Here is a 25,302-nt window from a genome sequence, read left to right on the forward strand (position 1 = left end):
CAAATTTTCTATACACCTTTATAAGCTTGCATATACACTTCTTTCAACTCTGAAATAAGCGGTAATTTCGGATTTGCTGTTGTACATTGATCTTCAAATGCTCGTTCAGAAAGTATATCAACAACCGCTTCAAATGCTTCTTTTTCAACACCTTGACCAGCAACACTCATATTGATATTTAATTCTTTTCCAAGGGCGATAATAGCTTGTACTAATGATTCCACGCCTTCTTCTACTGTACGTGCTTTAAGACCAAGCATTCTTGCGATATGTGCATAACGCTCATCCGCAACAAAGTGCTCATATTTAGGGAATAGTGCATGTTTTCTTGGCTTAATTGCATTATAGCGAATAACATGCGGCATTAAGATTGCATTAGCACGTCCATGCGGAATATGAAACTCCGGTCCAATTTTATGCGCTAAGCTATGGTTAATACCAAGAAACGCATTGGCAAATGCCATCCCAGCAATTGCTGAAGCATTATGCATTTTTTCACGAGCTTCTTCGTCATTTCCATCTTTATATGCACGTGGTAAATATTTAAAGACAAGATCAATTGCTTTTAAAGCTAATCCATCTGTATAATCGTTTGCCATAATAGATACGTACGCTTCAATCGCATGTGTTAATACGTCCATTCCTGTATCAGCAGTTACATGTGGTGGTACTGTCTTAACGAACTGCGGGTCAACGATTGCAACGTCTGGTGTTAATTCATAATCAGCAAGCGGGTATTTGATATTATTCTTTTTATCTGTAATAACCGCAAATGGTGTCACTTCTGATCCTGTTCCAGATGTTGTAGGAATCGCAACAAACTGCGCTTTAGTTCCTAGTTTTGGATATTTGCATGTACGTTTTCTAATATCTAAAAACTTTTGTTTGATACCAAAGAATTCTGTTTCTGGATGCTCATAAAATAGCCACATTCCTTTTGCTGCATCCATCGCTGATCCGCCGCCAAGAGCAATAATCACGTCTGGCTTGAAGCTTCTCATCATTTCTGCACCTTTAAATACAGTTTCATCTGATGGATCTGGTTCTACTTCAGAGAATATTTCTACTTTTACATCATTTCTATGTTGACCTAAATAATGCGTTACTACATCAATATATCCATGTTGAACCATTCCAGGATCTGTTACAATGAATGCTCGTGAAATGTTTGGCATACTTGCTAAATATTGTGTAGCGTGTTTTTCAAAATAAATTTTTGGTGGCAGCTTGAACCACTGCATATTCTTTTTTCTATTTGCAAGTCTCTTTACGTTCATTAAATGAGTTGCCGTTACGTTTTGAGATACAGAGTTCTTTCCGTATGATCCGCATCCAAGTGTAAGCGATGGAATGAAAGCATTATATATATCACCAATTCCGCCTTGTGCTGACGGAGCATTCACAATAAGGCGACATGCTTTCATACGTAAACCAAACTGTTTTTGTACTTCTGTATTTGTAGAATGAATAACTGCAGAATGTCCTAAACCGCCAAGCTCTAACATGTTTTCACAATGCTGCAATCCTTCTTCTAATGAATTTGCTTTTATACAAGCTAATACTGGGCTTAATTTTTCGCGGGATAGCGGATAATTTGCGCCGACTCCTTTAATTTCTGCAACCAGCATTTTTGTATCTTCTGGTACTGCAATTCCTACTAGTGATGCAATGTAGTGAGCAGATTTCCCAACAATATCGCTATTTACTGCACATGTATTTTCATTAATGACAAGTTTCTCTAATTTTTTCCGTTCATCTTCTGTTACAAAATAACAATTGTTTGCTATCATTTCTTGTTTCACATCATTATAGATCTCTTTGTCTACAATAATTGCTTGTTCAGAAGCACAAATCATACCGTTATCAAATGTTTTTGATAAGATTACATCATTCACAGCACGTTTCACATTCGCTGATTTTTCCATATAACATGGAACGTTACCTGGTCCTACTCCTAAAGCTGGTTTACCAGTTGAATATGCTGATTTTACCATTCCTGCTCCTCCTGTTGCCAGAACAAGTGCTACACCTTCATGATTCATTAATTGTTTTGTTGCCTCAACAGAAGGCTTTTCAATCCATTGAATACAGTTCTCTGGTGCACCAGCTTTCACTGCAGCATCGCGCACTGTTTTTGCAGCTGCGATAGAACATTGCTGCGCTGAAGGGTGGAATGCAAAAATAATTGGGTTTCTCGTTTTTATCGCAATGATCGCTTTAAACATCGTTGTTGACGTTGGATTTGTTACTGGCGTTACCCCAGCAACCACACCGACCGGCTCTGCAATTTCTATTACTTCCTCATGTGGATCCTCACGAATAATCCCCACTGTTTTGTCATTTTTTATGCTATTCCAAATATATTCAGTTGCAAAAATATTTTTAATACATTTATCCTCATACACACCGCGTCCCGTTTCTTCAACAGCCATTTTTGCAAGCGGCATATGTTGATCCACGCCCGCAAGTGCCATTTCATGTACAATTTTATCAATTTGTTCCTGTGTAAAACCTTCTAATGCTTGTAAAGCTTTTTTACCATTCTTTACTAACGTCTCAATCATTTCTGCCACTTCTTGCGTTTCATTTACAACTTTCTCTTTGACTACCATGTAATTTCCTCCTATTCTGCTATATGGACTTAAATAGACCCTAAGGGTCTTAATACGTCCCTATTAGCGTAAAAAAATAGAGTTACTTTTCCTACATGAATCCTATTATTTGTGAAATGTTTCACATATTTATGTGTGAAGTATTATTTCATGATTTTACTATACACGAAATATTTTTAATTGTGTGTGTCTAATTTGTGAAAAATTTCACAAATTGTATTTAAAAAAACACTGCCTTTTTAGCAGTGCTTTTTTATTATGCTAATGCTTGGGCTAAATCTTCAATTAAATCTTCGCCATCTTCAATACCGACAGAAATACGAATTAATGTATCTGTAATTCCTAGCTCTTTACGACGATCTGCTGGAATAGATGCATGTGTCATTTGAGCTGGAATAGAAATTAAGCTTTCTACTGCTCCTAAACTTTCAGCAAGCGTAAAATACTGCAGTTTCTCAAGTACTTTATTTAGCGTTTCTTCACTATCGACATCGAATGAAATAATTGCACCATATCCATTCGCTTGTTCAGTTGCTAATGCATGATTCGGATGTGATTCAAGGCCTGGATAGTATACTTTATTAACTTTTGGATGATTATTTAAAAACTCAGCAATCGCGCGTGAATTTATTTCATGTTCTTCCATACGAATTCCTAATGTTTTTAAACCACGAAGTAACAAGAAGCTATCTTGTGGTCCAAGAATACCACCTGTTGAGTTTTGAACGAAATGAAGGTCTTCTGCTAATTGTGGGCTATTTACAACAACTAATCCGGCAACAACATCGCTATGTCCACCTAAATATTTCGTTGCACTGTGAAGTACAATATCTGCTCCTAAAGAAATTGGTGACTGCCAGTATGGCGTCATGAATGTGTTATCAATAATTGTTAGTAAACCTTTTTCTTTTGCAAACGCGGAAATTTGCTTAATATCTGTAATTTTTAATAATGGGTTTGTTGGTGTTTCTACATAGATTGCTTTCGTATTCGGACGAACTGCTTCTGCTACTTCATCTAAATTTGTTGTATCTACAAATGTATGTTCAATACCGAAACGATTCAATACTTTTGTAATCACACGATATGTTCCGCCATATACGTCATCTGTTAAAATGACATGATCTCCTTTTGAGAATAACATAATAGTTGCTGTAATAGCAGCCATTCCTGAACCAAATGCAAATCCTGCATGACCGTTTTCTAATACGGCAATCATTTCTTCTAATGCTGAACGCGTTGGATTACCTGTACGTGAATATTCGTATCCTTGATGTTTACCAACTGCTTCTTGTTTGTACGTACTTGTTTGATAAATCGGTACGTTTACAGATCCATTTGAAGGTTCTCCTATGCGAATACCATGAATTAACTTTGTTTTTGCTCTCATTTTTTATTCCCACCCTTTGTATATATCTTTACTTAAATAACGCTCACTGCTATCTGGAAAAATCGTTACAATATTTGTACCTGGTTTTGCCTTTTCAGCCTCTAATAGGCTCGCATGAAATGCTGCTCCTGAAGAACTACCAACAAGAAGGCCTTCTTTCTGCGCTAATTCTTTCACACGTCTGAATGCATTTCGATCAGAAATGGTATGAATTTCATCGAAATATGATGATTTTAAAAATGGCGGAATAAATTCAAGACCGATTCCTTCTGTTTCATGTGAACCTGCTTCACCACCATTTAAAATAGATCCTTCTGGTTCTACAATCACCGTTTTAATTTCACGATTTTGTTCTTTTAAATAGGAGGCAGTTCCCATAAATGTACCGCCAGTACCTGCACCTGCTACGAATATGTTAATCTCTCCATCCAACGCTTCCCACAGCTCTGGTCCTAATGTTTTGAAATAGGCACGTGGATTTGCATCATTTGCAAATTGACTTGGAGAGTATGAATTTGGAATTTCTTTTACTAATTCTTTCGCCTTCGCAATTGCGCCTGTCATTCCTTGTTCAGTTGGCGTATGCACAACTGTTGCACCAAGTGCTTTCATCAGCTCTTGCTTTTCAATACTGAATTTTTCTGGAACACAAACAATTACATGTAAATCATGCTCTAGTGCTGCGAGTGCCAGTCCAATGCCAGTATTCCCTGCCGTCGGTTCAATAATTGTTCCCCCTGGCTTTACAAGTCCTTTTGCTAGTGCATCTTCAATCAATTCTCTTCCTAAGCGATCTTTCACGCTTCCACCTGGATTATAAAATTCAAGCTTTGCAAATAAACGAACGCCCTCTGGAAGTGAAAAACGAATAATTTCTACAATCGGTGTATGACCGATTAATTCATGAACTCCACGATACACCTTCATCGTGTTCTCCTCCTTATTTGCCAATAAAGAAAAGGCAACTGTATGTATCTTCTTTATATGAGACAGTTGCCTTTTTGTTACATTACTTTAACTCTTCTAACACTTTTACAATAAAGTTTGTAGAATGAAGAGCTGCTTGATCTAAAAATTGATCAAATGAAACGTTTGATTCTTTACCAGCAATATCAGAAAGTGCACGAATAATTACAAATGGTACTTTGTATTGATGACATACTTGCGCAACCGCTGCTGCTTCCATTTCTACTGCGTAAAGATTTTCAAATTTATCACGGATTGCTGCAACTCGGTTTGGATCACTCATAAATGAATCTCCTGTTGCAATCATTCCTTTCACAACTTGAATGTTCTCTTCGGATTTCATACATTTCTCAGCTAATGCTATTAGTGCTTCATCCGCTTTAAATCCTGGTGGCATCCCTGGCACTTGACCATATTCGTAATCAAATGCAGTTACATCCACGTCATGATGGCGAACTTCTGTTGAGATGACAACATCCCCAACATTTAAAGATTGATGGAATCCACCAGCTGAGCCTGTATTAATTACTTTTTCAGGTTGGTATCTCTCTAATAAAATTGTCGTCGACATAGCCGCATTTACTTTACCAATACCAGACTTTAACAAGATTACTTCATGTCCTGCTAATGTCCCTTTCGTAAATTCACAACCTGCAACGGTTTCTGTTTCTGCTTGTTCTAATTTGTCACGTAAAATACGTACTTCTTCTTCCATTGCTCCAATTACAGCAATTCTCAATCTAATCCCTCTTTCTATTGCTTAGTTGCCTCCATTACCCAAACGAAATGATTTAATCTCGTAAATGTTACATGGAAGCCATTGTTTTCAAAAATAGATTGCATGATCGGAATACGTGTATAGTATTCTGTTTGCAAATCGTTTGCTAACTGATGAAAACCTCTTTGTTTTGCAGTTTCAACAGTTTTATCATACGCTTCTTGATCTGCAAATATCGTATCAGCAAACACTATTTTACCACCTTTATGAAGCAATTGACTATACCTCGCAATTGCTTCATCTTTTTCTTCATCTGTTAGATGATGAAACGCATAAGTGCTTACAATTGTATCAATAGAATCGGGAACATCAAAAGAAAGAAAATCTCCCTCTGTAATTGAAAATCCTTCTGGTAGCTTTTGCTTTGCGATTGTACGCATTTCACGTGACGGCTCTATGCCGTAAACAGTATGGCCAGCAAGTAATAATTTATTTGTTAAATTACCAGTACCAACACCAAATTCTAATACATTTCCAAATGATTTATTTACTACATCCTCTAAAATCTCCTCATAACGAGCGAAAACTTCTTTATATTGTATATCTTCGCCTTGTACGAATGAATCGTACGTATGAGCCCACTCATCAAATAAACCGTTAAATTCTGTACCCATATAAAATTCCCCTTTTTCTTATCGGTTTTATCAGTATGATATGCTTTCTTTACGAAAATGTCAATTGAAACGGAAATGGTATTTCCTTCTTTTCTTTGTTACACTTAACTTGATTATATGGAGAGGAGCGTTTTTTGTGTCATTTACGTTTGAAATGCTGGAAGATAAAGTAGAATTTTTTGAAGCACCAAACTTAGTTTCCTTAGAAAAGAAAATTAACGAACAAATTGACAATAACAAAGCACTTATGCTGGAAGTTCATCATATTTCTCATCAAATGGTTATGGATCCCGAGAGCAAAAGACCTTATTACAGCGCAGTTGTTCATTTTAAATTAAAAAAATTACGCTAACTAAAAAAGAGAGAGGTTCTAAGAACCTCTCTCTTTTTTAGTTTAGAGTTTGAACAAGTGCTGGTTTCCAACCCTCATTTTCTACCCAATCAATATTTACATAATATCTTTTACCAGTTTGTTTATCTTGAACATTACCGTACGCTTTTTGCTTACCGTTATTCCCAATGCGGTGAATAACCAATTGTTCCACTGGAACTTCGATTGCAGCGGAAATTGCTTGTTTCATCTCATTCCAATCTGCTGATCCTTGTTGAAATGTCATTGCCGGTGTTGCACCTTGCGTTGTACCAACTGGCTTCCAAGAAGGTTTCGTATAAGCATCTGTTGCTTTAGGCTGTGTTTTTTCAGCTGGGGCCTTTTCATTTGCTTTTGCTTCTTCCTCAGCTTTTTGTTTCTCTTCGTCCTCTTTTTTCTTCGCTGCTGCTTGCTCTTGTTTCTTAGCTTCTTCTTTCTCTTTCGTTTTCTCAGTTTTATTATCTTTCGTTGTTTGCTGAGATACTTTCTTGTCTGGAGAAGATGCTTGCTCTGTTGTATCAGAAGTAAAGAATACTTGATACGCTACAACAAGTACTGCTAATAACACAATAGCAATTGCAATATTTAAAACACCGTTTTGACGACGTTTTTGTTGTTTCTGTTGGAATCTAGATCCTCCTGCCATTCTTCAAACCTCCATGCAGTTTTTCCTACTTGCTATTGTAACACTAAATCTTAAAAGGTTGAATAACTACAGTAATTTTTTCACGAAATGAAAACATTTGATAATAAATTGCAAGATTACCTTCTACTTTCCAAGTGAGCAATCTCTTCTACAAATTCTTTAAAAATCGGTGTTACAGTATTTTGTTCATTATTCGTTTCTAAGTCAACAACTACTAACGCATATCTTGGGTTTTCATACGGGAAGTAACCCGCAAACCAACGATTTACACGATTTTCTTTTCCTGTTTGTGCCGTCCCAGATTTTCCGGCAACAGATAGCGGTAATGACTGAAAAGTAGTACCTGTTCCTTTCTCCATCGTTACTACTTTTCTTAATAGTGATTGCACTTGTTTCACTGTATGATAAGAGAGTTGTCGCCCCTGCAATTTATGATCTTCAAAATGAAAAAATCTTGTGCCATTTTTGTACCGTATTTCTTTTACAGCTTTTACTTCTTTCTTCTCTCCATTTCTTGCAATCGTCGCCATCATATTTGCAACAGCTAAAGGGGATATTCTTACATCCTTTTGCCCAATCGCCGTTTGGGCGATTGCTTTGTGACTCATCTTAGTTTCTTCTTCATTCCAAACAATTGCTTTTTTCTCTTCTATCAACTGTTTAAACCCAGACGTATGAAACACTTGCCCTTTCCATCCTACCTTCTCACTCGCTCCTAGCGCTTCTAAATACGTTTCCATTACATGTTTATCCTTTTGCATCAATTCATCACCAAGCACAGCAAATGTCCTGTTACAACTCCTAGCAAAGCTCTCTGTGAAGCTTAATTTCCCCATCATAACCTGCGGAGTATTTTCGCCATACGGATCTGTATCACAGTTAAACATACGATGAGATTGAATTATATCATTATCAATTGCCGCGGCCGCTACAACTGTTTTAAAAATAGAACCAGGAAAATGAGGCGTTAGCATTTGGTTTTCCATCGTTTTTTGATACGTACGCTTATCATTCGTCTGTAAAGATGGTTTACTCACCATTGCTAAAATTTCACTCTTCTTCACATCAAGTAGTACCAATCCACCGTTTTTTATTCCATGCATTTGCACAAGCTCTTCTGCTTTTTGTTGCAAAGACTTTTCTATCGTTGTTTGAATCGTAACTGGATAAAAAGGATTTCCAGGAGATGTATATTTTGCACGTTTCCCAAAAATCGGTTCGCCCTGTCTGTCCACTTGATACAACACTTTCGTTTCACCATCAGTCATTAAAAATTCATCAAATGATTGTTGAAGTCCTGAAATACCAATCGGTGTTTGAATAGGGAACTTCTTCATTTCCCCGTATCGCTTTTGAATTTCATTCTCGTTTTCTCCTACTGCACCAATTAAATGTTCTGCTTCTGGTATTTGTTTCACCCTTACTTCAGTTGCAACCATGCCTAACATATCCGCACGATTAATCTTTTCCACCTGTTCTTTCGTTAATTGAAACGGTTTATCACCTCTTTGAAATATAAATGGTTTTCGTTTGTCTTTCATTTGCAGATTTATGTCTTGTCCCGGCACACTAATGATATGCGCAATTTTCTCTAACATGTCATTTTTTATTTGTAGAAATGGAAAAATAATTAACACTGAATACTTTTCTTCACCAAGTTCTACTCCATTTCGATCAATAAAACGCCCCCTACCATCATCCACTGTAACTGCTTGTGTACGCTGGGTAACACTCTTTTCAATTAAATTTATATGTTTATCTGTAAATGATTCAGTAGATATAAGCTGTATTTGTACCAATCTTCCAAGCAATAGCAACATGATGCATGTAAAGCATAATAAGGTGATGATAATTCTCCGTTTGATTTTCATAAAAAACACCTCGTCTTTTCAGTTTAGACGAGGTGTCATTCCTTTTATACAGAACGAAATATTATTAGAGTTTGTATTTTTCTTGTATGATTGAATGATTTTTATAAATCTTTTGGCTGCTTTAGAAATTTCATAAGAATTGACCTAAAACTCTCTTCATCTATTCCTGAATTTTTTGCAACCTCAATTGTAGTAGTTGTTACTTGAGCTGCTGCTTTTAAATAATCCGGTTGTAAAGCTTGCATTTCACTTCTTTTTTCTTTTGCATTCTCAACCGTTACAGAATCAATACATGCGATCATCTTGTCTACGATCTTTAAATATTCATTTTCTGCGTTAATTAACTTTTGAATTTCATCTTTATTACTTACTTTAGATTGATTTAAGTAAGTATACGCTTGATTCACTTCATCTTTAAAAAGTTTATCATTATTCTTTGCCTGTTCTTGTAACATATTCTTCATATCATCTATTGTCTTCTGATCCATTGTATCCTGTAACAAATATTCTGAATTACCAATCGCATAATCATACTTAATCGTCACATCCTGAAACATTCTCATTACAATAGCTAACTGATACTCTAGAGCAAAGTCTTCGAATTTCTGTTCCTTTTTATCCTTATCTAATTCCGTGTTCCCCTTTGTATTCGGTGTGCTGTTTGAAGACGAAGTTGCTGCATCATCCTTTTTTTCTTCTTGTTTCGGTTTCGATTCGTTTGATACACTTGTTTTCTCAATAGATCCACATGCCGCTAATCCTGTCATCATAACGCCACAAGTGAGTGCTGCAAATAATTTCTTTTTCATGAACTGCCCCTCTTCCTTATCCCTTTTAAACTCTCTTCACACTTCAAAACATAAAAGTATAAAATTCCTCACTTATAATATCAGAATTAAAGCTCTTACATCGTCATATTATGTCGAATAAAGTGAAAACTCCCTTAAGGATCCTTTCTCTTTTATCGCTCAAACTAAACTATCATGGACGATTATATAGCACTTTTCACTCAGAATCTTGAGAGCAATGGGATAATAAAAGAGAAAAAATAAAAAAGGTTCACCCATATGAGTGAACCTTTTTTATTATTTTACAGAGATAATCTCTACTTGCATTTCTCCGCCTGGCGTTTGGATTGCTACCTTTTCACCAATTTGCTTACCTAATAAGCTTTTTGCGATTGGAGAATCGTTAGAAATTCTTCCTTCAAATGGATCAGCTTCTGCGCTACCAACGATTGTGTAAGCTTCTTCATCTCCATCTGGTAATTCTTTGAATACTACAGTTTTACCTAATGTTACAACTGTAGACTCTTCGCCATTATCTTCAATGATAACTGCGTTACGAATCATATTTTCTAGTTGTGTAATACGTCCTTCTACGAATGCTTGCTCATCTTTCGCTGCATCGTACTCCGAGTTCTCAGAAAGATCACCGAAGCTACGTGCGATTTTAATACGCTCTACAACTTCTTTACGTCTTACTGTTTTTAATTGCTCAATTTCGTTTTCTAATTTTTGTTTACCCTCTTGCGTCATAGGGTATGTTTTTTCTGTTGCCATGTTTTCCACTCCTTTTATATACCAATCCCCCGAAAAAAAGAGGAGTTCAATATGAAAACTCCTCCGCTTTATCCTATAGCGGAGGTTTCTAGTACACATGCACTAGCGGAGTTGTCACATACAACCCCGTATTTTCCAATTCTTCCTCATATAAAGAAGATATGTATGGAAAGTTCATATAAATATGCCCTCACCTATAGATAGATGAGGTTGGCATGTTTCATTGTATTCGATAGGAAGGGAAAAAATCCCTTCCTATCGTATATCTTTTACTATGCTATTACAAATTCACTTTTTGTTCAAGAATTGTTGCAATTTTTGTGACCATAATATCGATTGCAACATGATTTTGTCCGCCTTCTGGAATAATTATATCCGCAAATTTCTTAGAAGGCTCAATAAATTGGTTGTGCATTGGACGTACAACATTTACATACTGCTCAACAACAGAGTCCATTGTACGGCCACGCTCTTTAATATCACGTTGCATGCGACGTAAAATACGAAGGTCAGCATCCGTATCAACAAACACCTTAATATCCATTAAATCACAAAGACGCGGGTCTTCTAAGATAAGAATCCCTTCTAAAATAATTACATCTTTCGGTTCAACTGGAATAATTTCTTCTGAGCGTGTATGCAATGTATAATCATATACGGGTTTCTCAACCGGCTTATATGCAAGCAACTGATGTAAGTGCTCAATTAATAAGTCATTATCAAACGCTAATGGATGATCGTAATTTGTTTTTAAACGCTCTTCCATTGGCAGATGACTTTGGTCTTTGTAATAATAATCTTGCTCCAAAATTAAAATGGAATGACCTTGAAATTGATCAAAAATTGCTTTTGTTACACTTGTTTTACCTGATCCTGAACCACCAGCGATTCCAATTACAACCGGCTTATTCGTCCCCATTCAACTACCACTCTTTCTTATTGATGTATGCTTTTTCGCATCATATTATTCACATACACTGGTTGATCCACTTTGAATTTCACGATTTGCAACGGATGTCTCGCTGCATCTAATTCGTTTCCATCCTCATCCCAAATTTTCTCCACCGTTTGTGTAAAGTTTTCTATTTCTGGCCCAAAGAACTCAACCTCATGCCCTGGTTTGAAGTAGTTACGTTGTTCGATTGTGACAATGCCTGTTTCTTCATTATAATCTAACACTAAACCAGCAAAATCATACGTTGTTTTCTTACTATGATTTCCATACATTTGTTCTTGGTATCCTGGAACTCCTTCAAAGAATGCAGGCGCTGTATCACGATTTGCACATTTATCGAGCTCATCTAACCATTCTTGTTTAAACTCAAAGTTATCAGGATCCGCGCAATATGCATCAATTACTTTGCGGTACACAGTTGCTACTGTTGCTACGTAGTGAATAGATTTCATGCGTCCTTCAATCTTCAAGCTGTCAATTCCAATTTCAATCATTTTCGGAATTGAAAGGATCAAGTTTAAGTCTTTTGGACTCATTGCAAAGTGTGCATCGCCTTCTTGGAATAAAGGAAGCTCTTCTGCTTCTTTATGTTGTGATACTGCTTGAACTAGGTCATAATCCCAACGACATGACTGACAACAACCACCACGGTTCGAGTCACGTGCTGTCATATGATTACTTAATGTACATCTTCCAGAGTATGCAATGCACATTGCCCCATGGACGAACGCTTCAATTTCAATATCAACGTTTTCTTTAATTTCCTTCATTTCTTCATAGCCGACTTCACGAGCTAATACAAGACGATGCAAGCCTTCTTCTTTCCAATACTGCGCTGCTTTCCAGTTGGATAGAGACTGTTGTGTACTTAAATGTACTTCAACAGAAGGAGCTACACGTTTACACGTCTCGATAATAAGCGGGTCTGCAACAATAATACCTGTTACACCAGCTTTTTCAATCCCTCTTAAATAATCTTCTAATCCATCCATATTTTCATTATGTGCAAAGATATTTGTTGTTACATATATTTTCGCGCCATATTTCTTTGCAAATTCTACGCCTTCTGCCATTTCTTCTAGCGTAAAGTTCCCTGCATTTGAACGCAGACCAAATTCCTGTCCACCTAAATATACAGCATCTGCACCGTAATGAATAGCTACTTTTAATTTCTCTAAATTACCTGCAGGGATTAACAATTCAGGTTTTTTCACAATAACGCGTTTTCCATCGATTACTCGTGAAATTTCTTGTACAGTCATATCCTACACCCTCCTCGTTTAGTAAACCGTTTCTTTAAAGAAGAATCCTGTATCTAACGGACGATTTACTGGTTGAATTTCTTCTATCTCTTTATATAAATCGTCTTTCATGTCATAATACGCATCGCGATCTTCTACACATAAATCAATAGCTTTACGATATTTCTTTGTCACTTGGATAATGTATTCAGAACTTTTTAACACACCATCAATTTTCAAGCTATCGATTTCAGCATCGATAAGTTCATCTAACTCATCAATGAAACAAATATCATTCGGACTCATAATATGAGTACCATTTTCGTCCTCATAAATCGGATACTTGTTATTACGCTCTGGATCATGTAAAAACATATTTTCTTCATACTTTTTCTTTTCAATCTCCAGATTACGATCTTGATATTCAAAATAGTTTCCAACTAATGAACGCTTTGATTGGAACATGCATGTCATACCGTGAATTTGTACTTCTACTTCAACTTCAGCGTTTTCTTTTAATTCAACAATTTCATCTAAGCTCAATTCACGTGCAAGCACAGCACGTTTTGCACCTTTACGGCCCCAATAGTTACATGTGAACCAGTTCGTTGCTGTCGTTTCTGTATTCCAATGCATTTGCATGTTTGGTGCTACTTCACGCACAGTCATTAATACTGCAGGATCTCCAAAGACGATTGCATCTACCTGTACTTCTTGCAGGAATGCAACGTAGTCTTTTAATTCTTCTACTTTGTCGTTATGGAACATAGCGTTCATCGCTACGTATACTTTCATACCATTTTCATGTGCAATGCTTACAGCTTGTTTCACATCATCACGCGTGAACTCCCCTGCTAAACGTAAGCCAAACTTTTGCTCACCGATCATTACTGCACTTGCCCCTGCTTTTGCAAGAGGTTCAATGTCCGCCACCGCTCTTGGCGTTACTAACAATTCAGGTTTTTTCATACTGTTGTCACCCTCTCTTTTTACTCACGGCTACTCCATCACCAATCGGAAAAATAGTTGTATCATATCCTTCATGGTTCATTAGCCATTCATTGTACGTCTTAATACGACGAATCAAACCACGCGTACGTCTATTTTCAATTTTTTCTTTTGTCGTTACAAGTCCATGGTACATAACATTATCTGAAATAATGACACCCCCCGGATTTAATAACGGTTCATATAAGTCAAAAAAGCGACGATATTGTCCTTTTGCGGCATCAATAAAAATAACATCAAATGTTCCATGTTCATTCACTTGTTCACCTGTTTCTAATGCATCACCATAAATAACGGAAATACGCTCTTTTACAGAAGAACGCTCTATATATTCAAGTGCTTTTTCATATCGATCGCTATTTCGTTCTACTGTCACAATGCGAGAATTAGGGATAGCTTGCATCATACGAATACTGGAGTAACCAATTGCTGTTCCGAGCTCTAAGATGCTTTTTGGCCCAATTAAACGTAAAAATTGCAACATAAACTCCATTCCAAGACGATCCATAATTGGCACATGATGTTCACCTGCGTACTGTTCCATTTCAAGAATAAGTTTATCTTTTGGATCAATAAATGATAATAGGTACTCGTTAACTGCATCCTCCATAAATGGTCCTCCTTATTTACATGGAGAAGTGCCTCTATGACGTGTCAGTTTCTATCTTTTCACACATAGAATGCAATAAAAATACAAGCCAGCTTCACCCTTAGCTTGTACGTCCCGTTTTGATATTAAAAACGATTCTTCTGCCAGTTTTTAACCCGATATATTTTATCATAAAAAAGAGGGATATGCGACCCTTTTCGCTCTCCCTCCTATTTTCATTTCTTTTGTGTAATATATTTTTGTTTTAATGCATTATGTTCTTCTAACGTTTTTGCATAATACACTTCACCACTTGGTGCTGCTAAGAAATAGTAATAATCTGTTTGTGCAGGTTCTAACGCTGCTTGTACTGAATGCTTGCCAGAATTCGCAATTGGTCCAACAGGTAATCCTTTTATAACATACGTATTATACGGTGAATTTACTTTTAAATCCTCATATAATACACGTTCTTTATGCTTTCCAAGCGCATATAATACTGTCGGATCTGTTTGTAACGGCATCCCTTTCGCTAAACGATTATAAAAGACGCTAGAGATCTTTTGACGATCTGTAAACCCTGTCGCCTCTTCCTCAATTAAAGAAGATAATGTTAAAAGCTGGTGAACGTCCAGCTGCTTTTCTTTCATTTTCGCCTCATTTTGAACAATTAATGCATTCGTTTTTTCAAGCATTGACGTCACAATTTCTTCCAATGTTGTATCTTTTTTATAGAAAGAATATGTCGCTGGGTATAAGTAGCCTTCTAACGGATATTTAATATTGGCATCAAAAATTTTATTTGTTAATAATATCGGATATTTTTGCTGCATTTTTTGAATAAAAGCCTTATCGTTTAATTGGCGCACAACATCATCTTTATTCCATTTCAGTTCCTTCGCAATTATATCTGCGATTTCAACAACTTGTGCACCTTCCTTAATCGTCAATTTATAAGCAACTGGACGATGGACATTACCCGATGACATTTGTTCCATTACATCATCTACATTCATTGACGAATTTAGCAAATATGTACCTGCCTGCAAATTTTTAGATTTAGCTTTTGCATAGAAGCTAAATACTGTACCGTTTTTAATAGCGCCTTTTTCTTCTAAAATCTCTCCGATTTTACTTGTAGATGAACCTTTTGGAATCTCTACTTCAATTTCTTTTTTATTCCCGCTATCAACTGGTTTTAACGCAGATGAAATATACGCATAGACTGACACGCAGACCACAAGTAGTGCAATAACCACTATTAAAAGTGTGTGTCTACGCTTCTTCTTCACTTGATTCTCTATCAAAGTTCTTCCTCCTTATTCCATTGTAGACCATATGTACATCCTCTATACAATGCCCTACAAACCCAAAGCAAAGCTCATTCATTTGCAGATAGTTTTTTATTTTATACAATCCGTCTCATTATACTACAAACAATTATGTAGTTTCGACAAAAAATCTGTCATTTTGCACGAGAATACAAAAAAAGATGGACTGCATGTACAGCCCATCTTCTTCACCTGAATTACGCTTCGCCCTCTTCTTCTTCAGCAAGTGTGTTAAACATTTCTTGTACCATTTCCCACTCTTCTTCAGATTCGATTGGAAGTAATGTTCCACCTGACTCTTCTTCGTTTTGTTCGAAAGCCATTGCATCATAAATTTGTTCGCCATCTTCGTCAACTTCACCAATCGGAGAAAAGACTACATAAGATTTTTTGCCAAATTTTTCAGCATCGAAAGTGAAAATAATTTCACATAAATGCTCGTTACCTTTTTCGTCTACAATTGTAATTTGATTTTCTTCCATTCTGGTCACCTCTTATTTACTATCTAAATATCCTTGCAAAATCACGACTGCAGCCATCTTATCGATCACTTGCTTTCGCTTCTTTCGACTTACATCAGCCGAAATAAGAAGACGTTCCGCTGCCATCGTTGACAGACGCTCGTCCCACATCATGACGTCTAATTGTAACAGTTCACGTAAGGATTGTGCAAATTGCTGGCAAGCCTCACCACGTGGTCCGATTGTACCATTCATGTTCTTTGGCAATCCTACTATTATCTTGTCCACATTGTACTGTTTTACTAACTCAGAAATACGATCAAAACCAAATTGACCTCGTTCTTCGTTAATTTTAATCGTTTCTAAACCTTGTGCTGTCCAGCCCATTTCGTCACTAATCGCAACGCCGACTGTTTTTGTACCAACATCTAAACCTAATATCCGCATAAACTACTCCTCACGATGTTGTTTCAAATAAGACTTCACAAGCTCTTCAATCAATTCATCACGTTCTAACTTGCGAATAATGCTTCGTGCATCTTTATGACGAGGTATGTATGCTGGGTCTCCACTTAATAAATAACCGACGATTTGGTTAATCGGATTATAGCCTTTTTCTTGAAGTGCATCATACACAGTTAAAAGTACATCGTTTACATGGACACTCTGTTTTTCATCTTGAAAGTTAAACTTCATTGTTTTATCAAAACCGTCCATTTTAAGCACCTCACTTATAAGTAGTAAGTATAGGGAGAAGAATCTCTCCTCTCCCTACTATTGTACACTACTATCTCTTTATTTTGAAACAGATTTAACGTACTCTTCTACAAATGCAAGTGCATCATCCACTTGCGCTGGGTTTTTACCACCTGCTTGAGCCATGTCAGGACGGCCGCCACCGCCACCGCCGCAGCGAGAAGCAACTTCTTTCACAAGTTTACCTGCATGGTAACCTTGATTGATTAAATCTTTCGTTACACCTGCTAGAATATTCACTTTATCCTCATTTACAGCTGCTAATACAACGACTGCAGACTCTAATTTATTTTTCAGGTCATCCATCATTGTACGTAAGTTATTCATATCTGCAACATTTACTTTTGTTGCTAATACATTTACTCCATCCACTGTAACAACTGAATCTGTTAAGTTTCCAGCTTCAATGTTACTTAATTTTGCAGCAAGAGATTCATTCTCTTTTTGAAGTTGTTTCACTTCAGTAAATAGACCGTCTACTCTTGTTAAAATATCTTTCGGATTTGTTTTCATTTTGCCTGCAGCTTCTTTTAATAAACTTACTTGATCGTTCATTAATTCGTATGCAGATTTACCAGTCACTGCCTCAATACGACGAGTTCCAGCACCGATACCAGACTCAGCAACAATTTTGAAAATACCGATAGATGCTGTGTTATCAACGTGACAACCACCGCAAAGTTCTAAGCTATAATCGCCTACTTGGACAACGCGTACAACATCTCCGTATTTTTCACCGAATAATGCCATTGCACCCATTTCTTTTGCTTCTTCAATTGCTTTTTGAGAAATCTCAACATCAATACTTTCCCAAATTTTTTCGTTTACAATACGCTCAATTTTTTCTAATTCGTCAGCTTGTACTTGACCGAAGTGAGAGAAGTCAAAGCGTAGACGTTCTGATGTTACAAGAGAACCAGCTTGGTTAACATGTGTTCCAAGTACATCTTTTAATGCTTGGTGTAAAATATGCGTTGCTGTATGGTTTTTCACAACACTGCTACGGTTCTTCGTATCAATAATAGCTTTTACAGCTGATTCTTTTGTTAACGTTCCTTCTTCCACAACTATTTTGTGTAAGCTTTGACCATTTGGTGCTTTTTGTACGTCTTTTACAAGAACTTTCACACCGTCAGCAAGAAGGTAACCGCGGTCTGCGATTTGTCCGCCACTCTCAGCATAGAATGGTGTTACATCAAGCATTAATTGTCCTTCTTCGCCTGCTTGTAAGCTATCTGTGTACTCGCCATTTTTCACAAGTGCAACAACATTACTTTCTGTCGCAACTGTACCATAACCAACGAATTCACTCGCTACTTTAATTTCTCCAAGTACGCCGCCTTGAACTTGCATAGAATCAACGTCTTGACGAGCTGCACGTGCACGTTCACGTTGTTTTTCCATCTCTGCTTCAAAACCTGTATGATCAACCGTCATACCAGCTTCTTCTGCATATTCTTCTGTTAATTCAATTGGGAAACCATATGTGTCATATAGACGGAACGCATCTACTCCAGAAATAGCAGTCGTTTTTTCTTCTTTTGCTTTTGCAATAACCTCTGCTAAAATTGCTTCTCCATCATGAAGTGTTTCATGGAAACGCTCTTCTTCATTTTTCACAACTTTTGCAATAAAGTCTTTCTTTTCAAGAACTTCTGGATAGAAGTCTTTCATTACTTCGCCAACAACCGGTACTAATTCAAACATGAATGGACGGTTAATGTTTAATTTCTTCGCATAACGTACAGCACGGCGTAATAAACGGCGTAATACATAGCCACGGCCTTCGTTAGAAGGAAGAGCTCCATCACCAACAGCAAATGTTACTGTACGGATATGGTCTGCAATTACTTTAAACGCCATATCTTTTTCTACATCGCCACCGCGATATTTCTCACCAGAAATTGATTCTGTTGCACCAATCATTGGCATAAATAGGTCTGTATCAAAGTTTGTAGGTACATCTTGAACGATAGATGTCATACGCTCTAGACCCATCCCTGTATCGATGTTTTTCTTTGGAAGTGGCGTATATGAGCCATCCGGATTATGGTTAAATTGAGAGAATACAAGGTTCCATACTTCTAAGTAACGTTCGTTTTCTCCACCCGGATACAACTCAGGATCGCTAAAATCGTTACCGTAAGCTTCACCGCGGTCATAGAAAATTTCTGTGTTCGGTCCACTTGGTCCTTCACCAATATCCCAGAAGTTTTCTTCTAAACGAATGATGCGCTCTTTCGGAACACCCATTTTCTCATTCCAAATTGTAAATGCTTCTTCATCTTCTGGATGGATTGTTACAGATAGTAACTCTTTATCGAATCCAATCCATTTGTCGCTCGTTAAAAATTCCCAAGCCCATGTAATTGCTTCTTCTTTAAAGTAGTCACCAATTGAGAAGTTTCCTAACATTTCAAAGAATGTATGGTGACGAGCTGTTTTCCCAACGTTTTCAATATCGTTTGTACGAATTGATTTTTGCGCATTTGTAATACGTGGGTTTTGCGGGATTACACGACCATCAAAGTATTTCTTTAATGTCGCTACACCACTGTTGATCCATAAAAGAGATGGATCCTCATGCGGAACTAATGATGCACTTGGTTCAATTGCATGCCCTTTTCCCTCGAAAAAGTCTAAAAACATTTGACGAATTTGTGCTCCTGTTAACTGTTTCATCTATATTTCCTCCTTTAAGAAATTTCATAAAAACAAAAAACTCCCGTCCCTATAAAAGGGACGAGAGTTAACTCGCGATACCACCCTAATTATGAACCGATTTATACATTCTCGATTCATCACCTCATGGTGCCGTAACGTGGCAAGACGGCAGGGATTAGCTGCTCTCAGGATTAGCGTTCTGTCACCCTTCATTTAAAACTTCTTTCAGCCGATGGAAGTTTCTCTCTAAAAATGGACTGTGACATACTCGTTCCGTCATCAATTTAAAATCATATGCTATATGCCAAAATTGTAGCGAATCCGTTTCCATTTGTCAATGTTTCCAGAGTGGCTTTATATGAACAATGACGGTTCGAATCACCGCCAAAATAGGAACTGCTATTAAAAGACCGACGATTCCACCTATTTCTCCCCCAATCAAAAGAGCAAGCATAATAATAACAGGATGCATACGTAACGACTTCCCAACAATATATGGGGAGAGAATGTTACTTTCAACAAATTGTAAAATAGCAAGTGCAATGCCCGCTTTAATAAAAAGGTTCGTGGATACGGTTGCCGCAATCATCAACGTCGGAATCGCTCCTAAAATTGGTCCAAAGTAAGGAATAATATCGGTAACCCCAACAATAATGCCTAATAACAGTGGGTACTTCATCCCAATAAACCAAAATGAAAGAGCGGACACTCCTCCTAAAACTAAACAAACAAATAATTGCCCTCGAATATAACTTCCAAGTGACTTATCGATCTCCTTCGCCAATACTTGTCCTGTACTACGCCATTTACTCGGAACAAGCTTCCAAAAAACGTGATAAAACTCTCCATAGTCTTTTAATATGTAAAATACAATGAAAGGAATCAAGAAAATGATGAGTAATGAATCCAGTACACCACGCGCTGTACTCATCACCTTATTTAAAAGTGCTTGTATCTTCATCTCAATGCCGACAAATATTTGCTTTACTTTCTCATGAATAAACGATGGGAAATTGTCTGTCTGTTCTGTCACACCGTCCATCCAAGAATCATACATTTTCATAAACTGCGGGAATTGCTTATTGATTTCTTGTAGCTGCGCAATCACAACCGGTGTCCCTTTATAAATTCCATAACCGAGACCACCAAAAAAGAGAATATAAATAAGCAAAATCGCAAGTGTACGTGGCATTCCCTCTTTATATAATTTTTCAATTAAAGGATGCAGTAAATACGCGATGAAACAAGCAATTAAAAATGGTGTAATTGCTACTTTAAACACGAATATGATTGGCGCCCATAGTGGTTTAATTTTTAAAAAGACGAGCAAACATAAAAACACTAATAACAATAACCCTAATCGATAGATCCAAATAATTTTAAGATTCTTCAAGCGAAAAACCTCCTCCATCCTTATTTTGAAAAGAAATAGAGAAGGTTATGTGTAAAACTTTTAAAAAATTACTGAACTAAAACATTTCCATACAGACCATACTGTTTTTAAAAAAACTTACATATATTTAACATCATACGGACAAGCACTTAGGTCAGCTCGCAAATATGTGAGGAGGAATAAAATGGTTTGGCTTATGTTAATTCTTTCAACACTTTTCATGATACTAGAATGGATCTGTATTGGCTTTGGTATTTGGAAGGGACTCTTCACGCGTTCAACACGAAAAGAACGTGCGAAACAGCTGTGGTATTACGGAGTTCTTGGTATTGGATGTTACGGACTTTCTTATCTTTTTTCTGAAATTGGACTTTTTTATTTATATACGAGCACATGAAAAAACTCCCTGAGAATGAAGGGAGTTTTTCACTTTATAGAAATGATTATAAATAAGACTTAATCATTTTGCGTGCTCTTTTCATATTACGTTTGGAAAACACATCTTGTTTACGTGCATATTGATATGCCGCAGCTCCAATACCTAATGCGATTAATGAATTGCGTACGTTCAAAGTAAATCCCCCTTTTTGACTATCCGATGGTTCGTTCATTCTCATCAAATAAATCATCAAGAGAACTAAGCGATCCATCTTCTTCTACTTGATGCGTATGGATTTTCCCCTTTGAAACCGATAATTCAATATAACAATTCCAGCAATAAAATTGGTTGACACCTATTTTTCCAATGTCTTTCCCTTTGCAATTTGGACAACTGAACATATGGCTTTCATCTCCTTACAGTCTCCCAGATTCTATTCGCCATTATGTCCAAACTGCACTCATTTATACATACTAGAACTGCCTTACACTTTCAAAATAACGCTCTCTATATTGAAAGTTTCACTATATAATTTCACCTTGCTACATAAAATCATACGGTGAAATGTTTTCCACATCCATCTCCTGGCCATCAATCGTAACCATTTGCACTTCCCCTTTTGATTCCTGCAAGCGACCAGCTAACGTTGTTTGCCGCATGGAATCATCAAGACGATTCACACCAGATTGAAAGGCTGATTCTTCTCCGCAAATAATTAGAAACTTTTTACTTCTCGTAATACCTGTATAAATTAAATTACGGCGTAACATGCGGTAATAACTCTTTACAATCGGCATAATTACAATTGGAAATTCACTTCCTTGTGACTTATGAATTGAACAACAATACGCATGTGTAATTTGATTTAAATCTGGCTTTATATACGTTACTTCAATCCCATCGAACGAAACAACAACCATATCTTGTTTCTCCACATTTTCCTTTGCATAAAATACAGAAACAATTTCTCCAATGTCACCATTAAACACTTGGCTTTCTGGTTGATTTACGAGCTGCAATACTTTATCACCCGTTCGATACACAACATCACCGTAGGCAATTTCTCTACTCTTTTCTTTCTTCGGATTAAATACTTCTTGGAGTGCCTCATTTAGCACATTAATACCTGCCGGACCGCGATACATAGGCGCTAACACTTGGACATCTCTTGCATTAAACCCTTTCGTCTTCGCGTTTTCACATACTTGTTTTACAACCTCAACAATTTGAGCACCTGAGCAACCAATAAACGAACGATCTTTTTTATTTTGTGCTAAGTCTGGTGGCAGCGTACCATTTTTTATCGCATGGGCAAGCCGAATAACGGATGACCCTTCTGCTTGACGGTAAATCTCTGTTAACTTCACTGTCGGAATTGCACCAGCATCTAATAAATCTTTCAACACTTGTCCAGGCCCTACAGAAGGTAATTGATCTTCATCACCTACAACAATTACTTGAATGTTTGTTGGTAATGATTTAAACAATTGATTTGCGAGCCAAATATCAACCATTGAAAACTCATCAATGATAAGTAACTTTCCTTGTACAGGGTCCGTTTCATTACGCTGGAAAGATCCTTCTGGCGTCCAACCAAGTAAGCGGTGAATCGTACAAGCAGGAAGCCCTGTTGACTCACTCATCCGCTTCGCAGCGCGGCCTGTCGGAGCTGTTAACAGAATCGGAAACGGATTATCATCACTGTAATCTTGCGGGCTTAATGATAAACCATGCAAGGAAGCATACATTTCGACAATTCCTTTAATAACGGTCGTCTTCCCTGTACCAGGTCCGCCGGTTAATAACATCATCGGCTTATGAAGCGCAGTTTGAATTGCCTCTTGTTGAAGCGGCGCATACTGTACTTTTAGCTGCTCTTCAATTTTCCCTAACGTTAATAATACTTCCGCTTCAGGAAATGAAGGCGTCTCTTCTTGGTTCATGAGACGGCGGATTGATTTGACAACGCCCTTTTCGGAATAGAATAACGAAGCTAAATAAATGCGGTCTTCTTCTATAATGATTTTCCCTTCACCTTGCATCATTTCAACGCATTGCAAAATATCTTCTTCCGTCACATTACCCTCTTGATTATTTAAAAGCGATACGGTTTCTCGAACTAGTTGACCCTTTTCCATAAACACATGACCTTCTTGGAGCGAAACATTTTCTAACGTATAGAAACATCCTGCTCTCACACGATCATTATGGTTACCAGATATCCCTAGCGCTCGTCCTATATCGTCAGCTCTTCCAAAACCGATGCCATCGACTTCTTCAATCAACTGATATGGATTATTTCGAATCACTTCAAGCGTCATTTCTTTATACTGCTGATAAATCTTAATCGAGAGCTTCGTTCCAAAACCATAACCATTTAAAAAGCTCATGACCTTTTCAAGCCCTTGGTGTTCAATAATTGTGTCATAAATTTCTTGCGCTTTCTGCTTGTTTACAACACCTTCTAATGCAGCAGGGTCGTCCATAATTTTAGAAATCGCATGTTCTCCGAGATGATCAACAATCTTTTCTGCTGTTCGCTTCCCAATTCCTTTAAATAAATCACTCGCTAAATATTGCACCATACCTGTTTTTGTTTGAGGTAATTCTTTTTTAAATGTTTCAACTAAGTATTGCTTTCCGTACTTTGGGTGGTCTTTAAAGTGACCTGTCAATGTAAATACTTCATCTTCATGCATACGGGGAAAGTGACCGTTGATCATCACTTTTTTTTCGTCGTATGTTTCATTTGTTTCAATGATTTTCATACTGACAACGGAATAGAGGTTTTCTTCGTTGTGGAAAATGGTATGAAGAACTTGTGCTTTTATAAATTTTTGCTCTTCCTCAAACAAATCCATTGCATGTTGATTTCCCATGTTTCCTCTCCTTTCCGATTTCTCTCACTCTAACGAGCAGTAAAGCCCCCACCTCTCTACTTATCATTAGATGAGGGGTAACTGCGCGTTAAGGTACGATTTCTATTCGGCTTCTTGCTCTAATAAACGAATGCCATTCCCTGCTAAAAAGTGATCTGGTTGAATTTCAGTCGCCTTCTTAAATAAAGCAAGTGCTTTCTCATTATTTTCCTCAAACACGTACGCAACACCTAAATTATAGTACGCATCTGCATGTTCTTCATCCATTTGTAAAACCTTTTCAAAATAAGGTTTCGCTTCCTGAATATGTTCTAGTCGTGCAAAGCATAATCCGCATTGGAATACCGCTTCTACATCTGCCCTATCTAATTCAGTTGCTCTTTGTAAAAATGGCAGTGCAAGACGATCATTTCCAAGCTGTACATACGTAATCCCTAGCATAAATGTCACATCAGCTGATTGTAATCCAGCTTGCATTGCTTGCTCAAATGCAGCTTTTGCTTCTGTAAATTGCTCTTGTCCATAATATATGCTTCCAAGTCCATAATAGGCAGTAGCTGATTTCCCATCTAGTTCTAATGCGCGTTTATAAAATAAAATCGCACGTTCGCTATCTCCTAACACATCTAATAAATTCGCAAAGTTAATGTATCCAAGTGCATCTTTCGGATTTTCTTCAATTGCCTCTGTAAAATTTTTAGCTGCTTCTTCCCAGTTTCCTTCTTGCATATATTGAATGCCTGCTTCAAGCTTATTTGACATGTTCTTCACCTCTACAACAAATTATAACAAATAATCTATTTTCCAAGCGAACAAAAATTCGCTGTTATGAAAAAG

General features: G+C 37.1%; 25 protein-coding genes and 1 other annotated feature. Of the genes, 2 read left to right on the forward strand and 23 right to left on the reverse strand.

Annotated features, from left to right (window positions below; all coding sequences use genetic code 11):
* Positions 1 to 8 precede the first annotated feature (8 nt).
* From adhE to JDS96_RS09890, 5 genes are all read right to left on the reverse strand, one after another.
* The gene (adhE, locus tag JDS96_RS09870) at positions 9 to 2,612 is read right to left on the reverse strand and encodes a bifunctional acetaldehyde-CoA/alcohol dehydrogenase (protein WP_199666695.1); all 2,604 of its coding nucleotides are present in this window, start codon (positions 2,610 to 2,612) and stop codon (positions 9 to 11) included.
* Between the two features lie 256 nt (positions 2,613 to 2,868).
* Positions 2,869 to 4,002: a bifunctional cystathionine gamma-lyase/homocysteine desulfhydrase gene (locus JDS96_RS09875; protein WP_199666696.1), complete on the reverse strand. Its 1,134-nt coding sequence runs from the start codon at positions 4,000 to 4,002 to the stop codon at positions 2,869 to 2,871.
* Between the two features lie 3 nt (positions 4,003 to 4,005).
* The gene (locus tag JDS96_RS09880) at positions 4,006 to 4,929 is read right to left on the reverse strand and encodes an O-acetylserine dependent cystathionine beta-synthase (RefSeq protein WP_199666697.1); all 924 of its coding nucleotides are present in this window, start codon (positions 4,927 to 4,929) and stop codon (positions 4,006 to 4,008) included.
* An 82-nt stretch (positions 4,930 to 5,011) separates the two neighbouring features.
* Positions 5,012 to 5,707 carry a 5'-methylthioadenosine/S-adenosylhomocysteine nucleosidase gene (mtnN, locus tag JDS96_RS09885; RefSeq protein WP_003200530.1) on the reverse strand — a complete coding sequence of 232 codons (696 nt, stop codon included), beginning with the start codon at positions 5,705 to 5,707 and terminating at the stop codon, positions 5,012 to 5,014.
* A gap of 14 nt (positions 5,708 to 5,721) precedes the next feature.
* Positions 5,722 to 6,360 carry a class I SAM-dependent methyltransferase gene (locus JDS96_RS09890; protein WP_199666698.1) on the reverse strand — a complete coding sequence of 213 codons (639 nt, stop codon included), beginning with the start codon at positions 6,358 to 6,360 and terminating at the stop codon, positions 5,722 to 5,724.
* A gap of 136 nt (positions 6,361 to 6,496) precedes the next feature.
* Here JDS96_RS09890 and JDS96_RS09895 point away from each other — a divergent pair, with 136 nt between their 5' ends.
* On the forward strand, positions 6,497 to 6,712 hold the full coding sequence (locus tag JDS96_RS09895) for a YrzA family protein (RefSeq protein ID WP_000010988.1): 216 nt from the start codon (positions 6,497 to 6,499) through the stop codon (positions 6,710 to 6,712).
* Positions 6,713 to 6,749: 37 nt separating this feature from the next.
* Here JDS96_RS09895 and JDS96_RS09900 read toward each other — a convergent pair whose 3' ends face one another.
* The 14 genes from JDS96_RS09900 to JDS96_RS09965 all read right to left on the reverse strand — a co-directional run bounded on the left by JDS96_RS09900 (position 6,750) and on the right by JDS96_RS09965 (position 21,225).
* Positions 6,750 to 7,376, reverse strand: coding sequence for a YrrS family protein (locus JDS96_RS09900; RefSeq protein ID WP_003200523.1), 627 nt, complete (start codon positions 7,374 to 7,376; stop codon positions 6,750 to 6,752).
* Between the two features lie 116 nt (positions 7,377 to 7,492).
* A complete protein-coding gene (locus JDS96_RS09905) occupies positions 7,493 to 9,247 on the reverse strand; it encodes a peptidoglycan D,D-transpeptidase FtsI family protein (protein WP_199666699.1) in 1,755 nt (584 codons plus the stop codon).
* Positions 9,248 to 9,348: 101 nt separating this feature from the next.
* Positions 9,349 to 10,056 carry a hypothetical protein gene (locus JDS96_RS09910; protein ID WP_199666700.1) on the reverse strand — a complete coding sequence of 236 codons (708 nt, stop codon included), beginning with the start codon at positions 10,054 to 10,056 and terminating at the stop codon, positions 9,349 to 9,351.
* A 276-nt stretch (positions 10,057 to 10,332) separates the two neighbouring features.
* The gene (greA, locus tag JDS96_RS09915; protein ID WP_003208577.1) at positions 10,333 to 10,809 is read right to left on the reverse strand and encodes a transcription elongation factor GreA; all 477 of its coding nucleotides are present in this window, start codon (positions 10,807 to 10,809) and stop codon (positions 10,333 to 10,335) included.
* Positions 10,810 to 11,089: 280 nt separating this feature from the next.
* A complete protein-coding gene (udk, locus tag JDS96_RS09920; RefSeq protein WP_003200515.1) occupies positions 11,090 to 11,728 on the reverse strand; it encodes a uridine kinase in 639 nt (212 codons plus the stop codon).
* A gap of 17 nt (positions 11,729 to 11,745) precedes the next feature.
* Positions 11,746 to 13,026, reverse strand: a complete 1,281-nt coding sequence (locus JDS96_RS09925) for a peptidase U32 family protein (protein WP_003200513.1) — start codon at positions 13,024 to 13,026, stop codon at positions 11,746 to 11,748.
* Between the two features lie 18 nt (positions 13,027 to 13,044).
* Positions 13,045 to 13,974, reverse strand: coding sequence for a peptidase U32 family protein (locus JDS96_RS09930; protein ID WP_097836811.1), 930 nt, complete (start codon positions 13,972 to 13,974; stop codon positions 13,045 to 13,047).
* A 7-nt stretch (positions 13,975 to 13,981) separates the two neighbouring features.
* Entirely contained in the window at positions 13,982 to 14,623 is a 642-nt protein-coding gene (locus tag JDS96_RS09935; RefSeq protein WP_003200510.1) for an O-methyltransferase, read from the reverse strand.
* A gap of 215 nt (positions 14,624 to 14,838) precedes the next feature.
* Complete coding sequence (mltG, locus tag JDS96_RS09940) at positions 14,839 to 15,909, reverse strand: endolytic transglycosylase MltG (protein ID WP_018765887.1); 1,071 nt, start codon at positions 15,907 to 15,909, stop codon at positions 14,839 to 14,841.
* Positions 15,910 to 16,130: 221 nt separating this feature from the next.
* Positions 16,131 to 16,415 carry a DUF1292 domain-containing protein gene (locus JDS96_RS09945; protein WP_003200504.1) on the reverse strand — a complete coding sequence of 95 codons (285 nt, stop codon included), beginning with the start codon at positions 16,413 to 16,415 and terminating at the stop codon, positions 16,131 to 16,133.
* A 12-nt stretch (positions 16,416 to 16,427) separates the two neighbouring features.
* Positions 16,428 to 16,841: a Holliday junction resolvase RuvX gene (ruvX, locus tag JDS96_RS09950; protein WP_003200502.1), complete on the reverse strand. Its 414-nt coding sequence runs from the start codon at positions 16,839 to 16,841 to the stop codon at positions 16,428 to 16,430.
* Between the two features lie 3 nt (positions 16,842 to 16,844).
* Positions 16,845 to 17,111: an IreB family regulatory phosphoprotein gene (locus tag JDS96_RS09955; protein WP_000348589.1), complete on the reverse strand. Its 267-nt coding sequence runs from the start codon at positions 17,109 to 17,111 to the stop codon at positions 16,845 to 16,847.
* Positions 17,112 to 17,189: 78 nt separating this feature from the next.
* Positions 17,190 to 19,832, reverse strand: a complete 2,643-nt coding sequence (alaS, locus tag JDS96_RS09960) for an alanine--tRNA ligase (protein WP_097794463.1) — start codon at positions 19,830 to 19,832, stop codon at positions 17,190 to 17,192.
* Positions 19,833 to 19,885: 53 nt separating this feature from the next.
* Positions 19,886 to 20,103 (reverse strand) — a binding site (T-box leader).
* Between the two features lie 45 nt (positions 20,104 to 20,148).
* Positions 20,149 to 21,225, reverse strand: a complete 1,077-nt coding sequence (locus JDS96_RS09965; RefSeq protein WP_170957066.1) for an AI-2E family transporter — start codon at positions 21,223 to 21,225, stop codon at positions 20,149 to 20,151.
* A gap of 166 nt (positions 21,226 to 21,391) precedes the next feature.
* On the opposite strand from JDS96_RS09965, the gene JDS96_RS09970 reads away from it, so the two are divergent.
* Complete coding sequence (locus tag JDS96_RS09970; protein WP_018765889.1) at positions 21,392 to 21,604, forward strand: hypothetical protein; 213 nt, start codon at positions 21,392 to 21,394, stop codon at positions 21,602 to 21,604.
* A 46-nt stretch (positions 21,605 to 21,650) separates the two neighbouring features.
* Here JDS96_RS09970 and JDS96_RS09975 read toward each other — a convergent pair whose 3' ends face one another.
* From JDS96_RS09975 to JDS96_RS09990, 4 genes are all read right to left on the reverse strand, one after another.
* Positions 21,651 to 21,779 carry a YrzQ family protein gene (locus tag JDS96_RS09975; RefSeq protein WP_001102898.1) on the reverse strand — a complete coding sequence of 43 codons (129 nt, stop codon included), beginning with the start codon at positions 21,777 to 21,779 and terminating at the stop codon, positions 21,651 to 21,653.
* Positions 21,780 to 21,798: 19 nt separating this feature from the next.
* Entirely contained in the window at positions 21,799 to 21,987 is a 189-nt protein-coding gene (locus JDS96_RS09980; protein ID WP_000490499.1) for a hypothetical protein, read from the reverse strand.
* Between the two features lie 141 nt (positions 21,988 to 22,128).
* The gene (gene recD2 / locus JDS96_RS09985; RefSeq protein ID WP_199666701.1) at positions 22,129 to 24,465 is read right to left on the reverse strand and encodes an SF1B family DNA helicase RecD2; all 2,337 of its coding nucleotides are present in this window, start codon (positions 24,463 to 24,465) and stop codon (positions 22,129 to 22,131) included.
* A gap of 102 nt (positions 24,466 to 24,567) precedes the next feature.
* Positions 24,568 to 25,227 carry a tetratricopeptide repeat protein gene (locus tag JDS96_RS09990; RefSeq protein WP_003200488.1) on the reverse strand — a complete coding sequence of 220 codons (660 nt, stop codon included), beginning with the start codon at positions 25,225 to 25,227 and terminating at the stop codon, positions 24,568 to 24,570.
* Positions 25,228 to 25,302: the final 75 nt, after the last annotated feature.

It is taken from the genome of Bacillus cereus group sp. N21, from assembly GCF_016483395.1.
GTDB classification, from domain to species: Bacteria; Bacillota; Bacilli; order Bacillales; family Bacillaceae_G; genus Bacillus_A; species Bacillus_A pseudomycoides.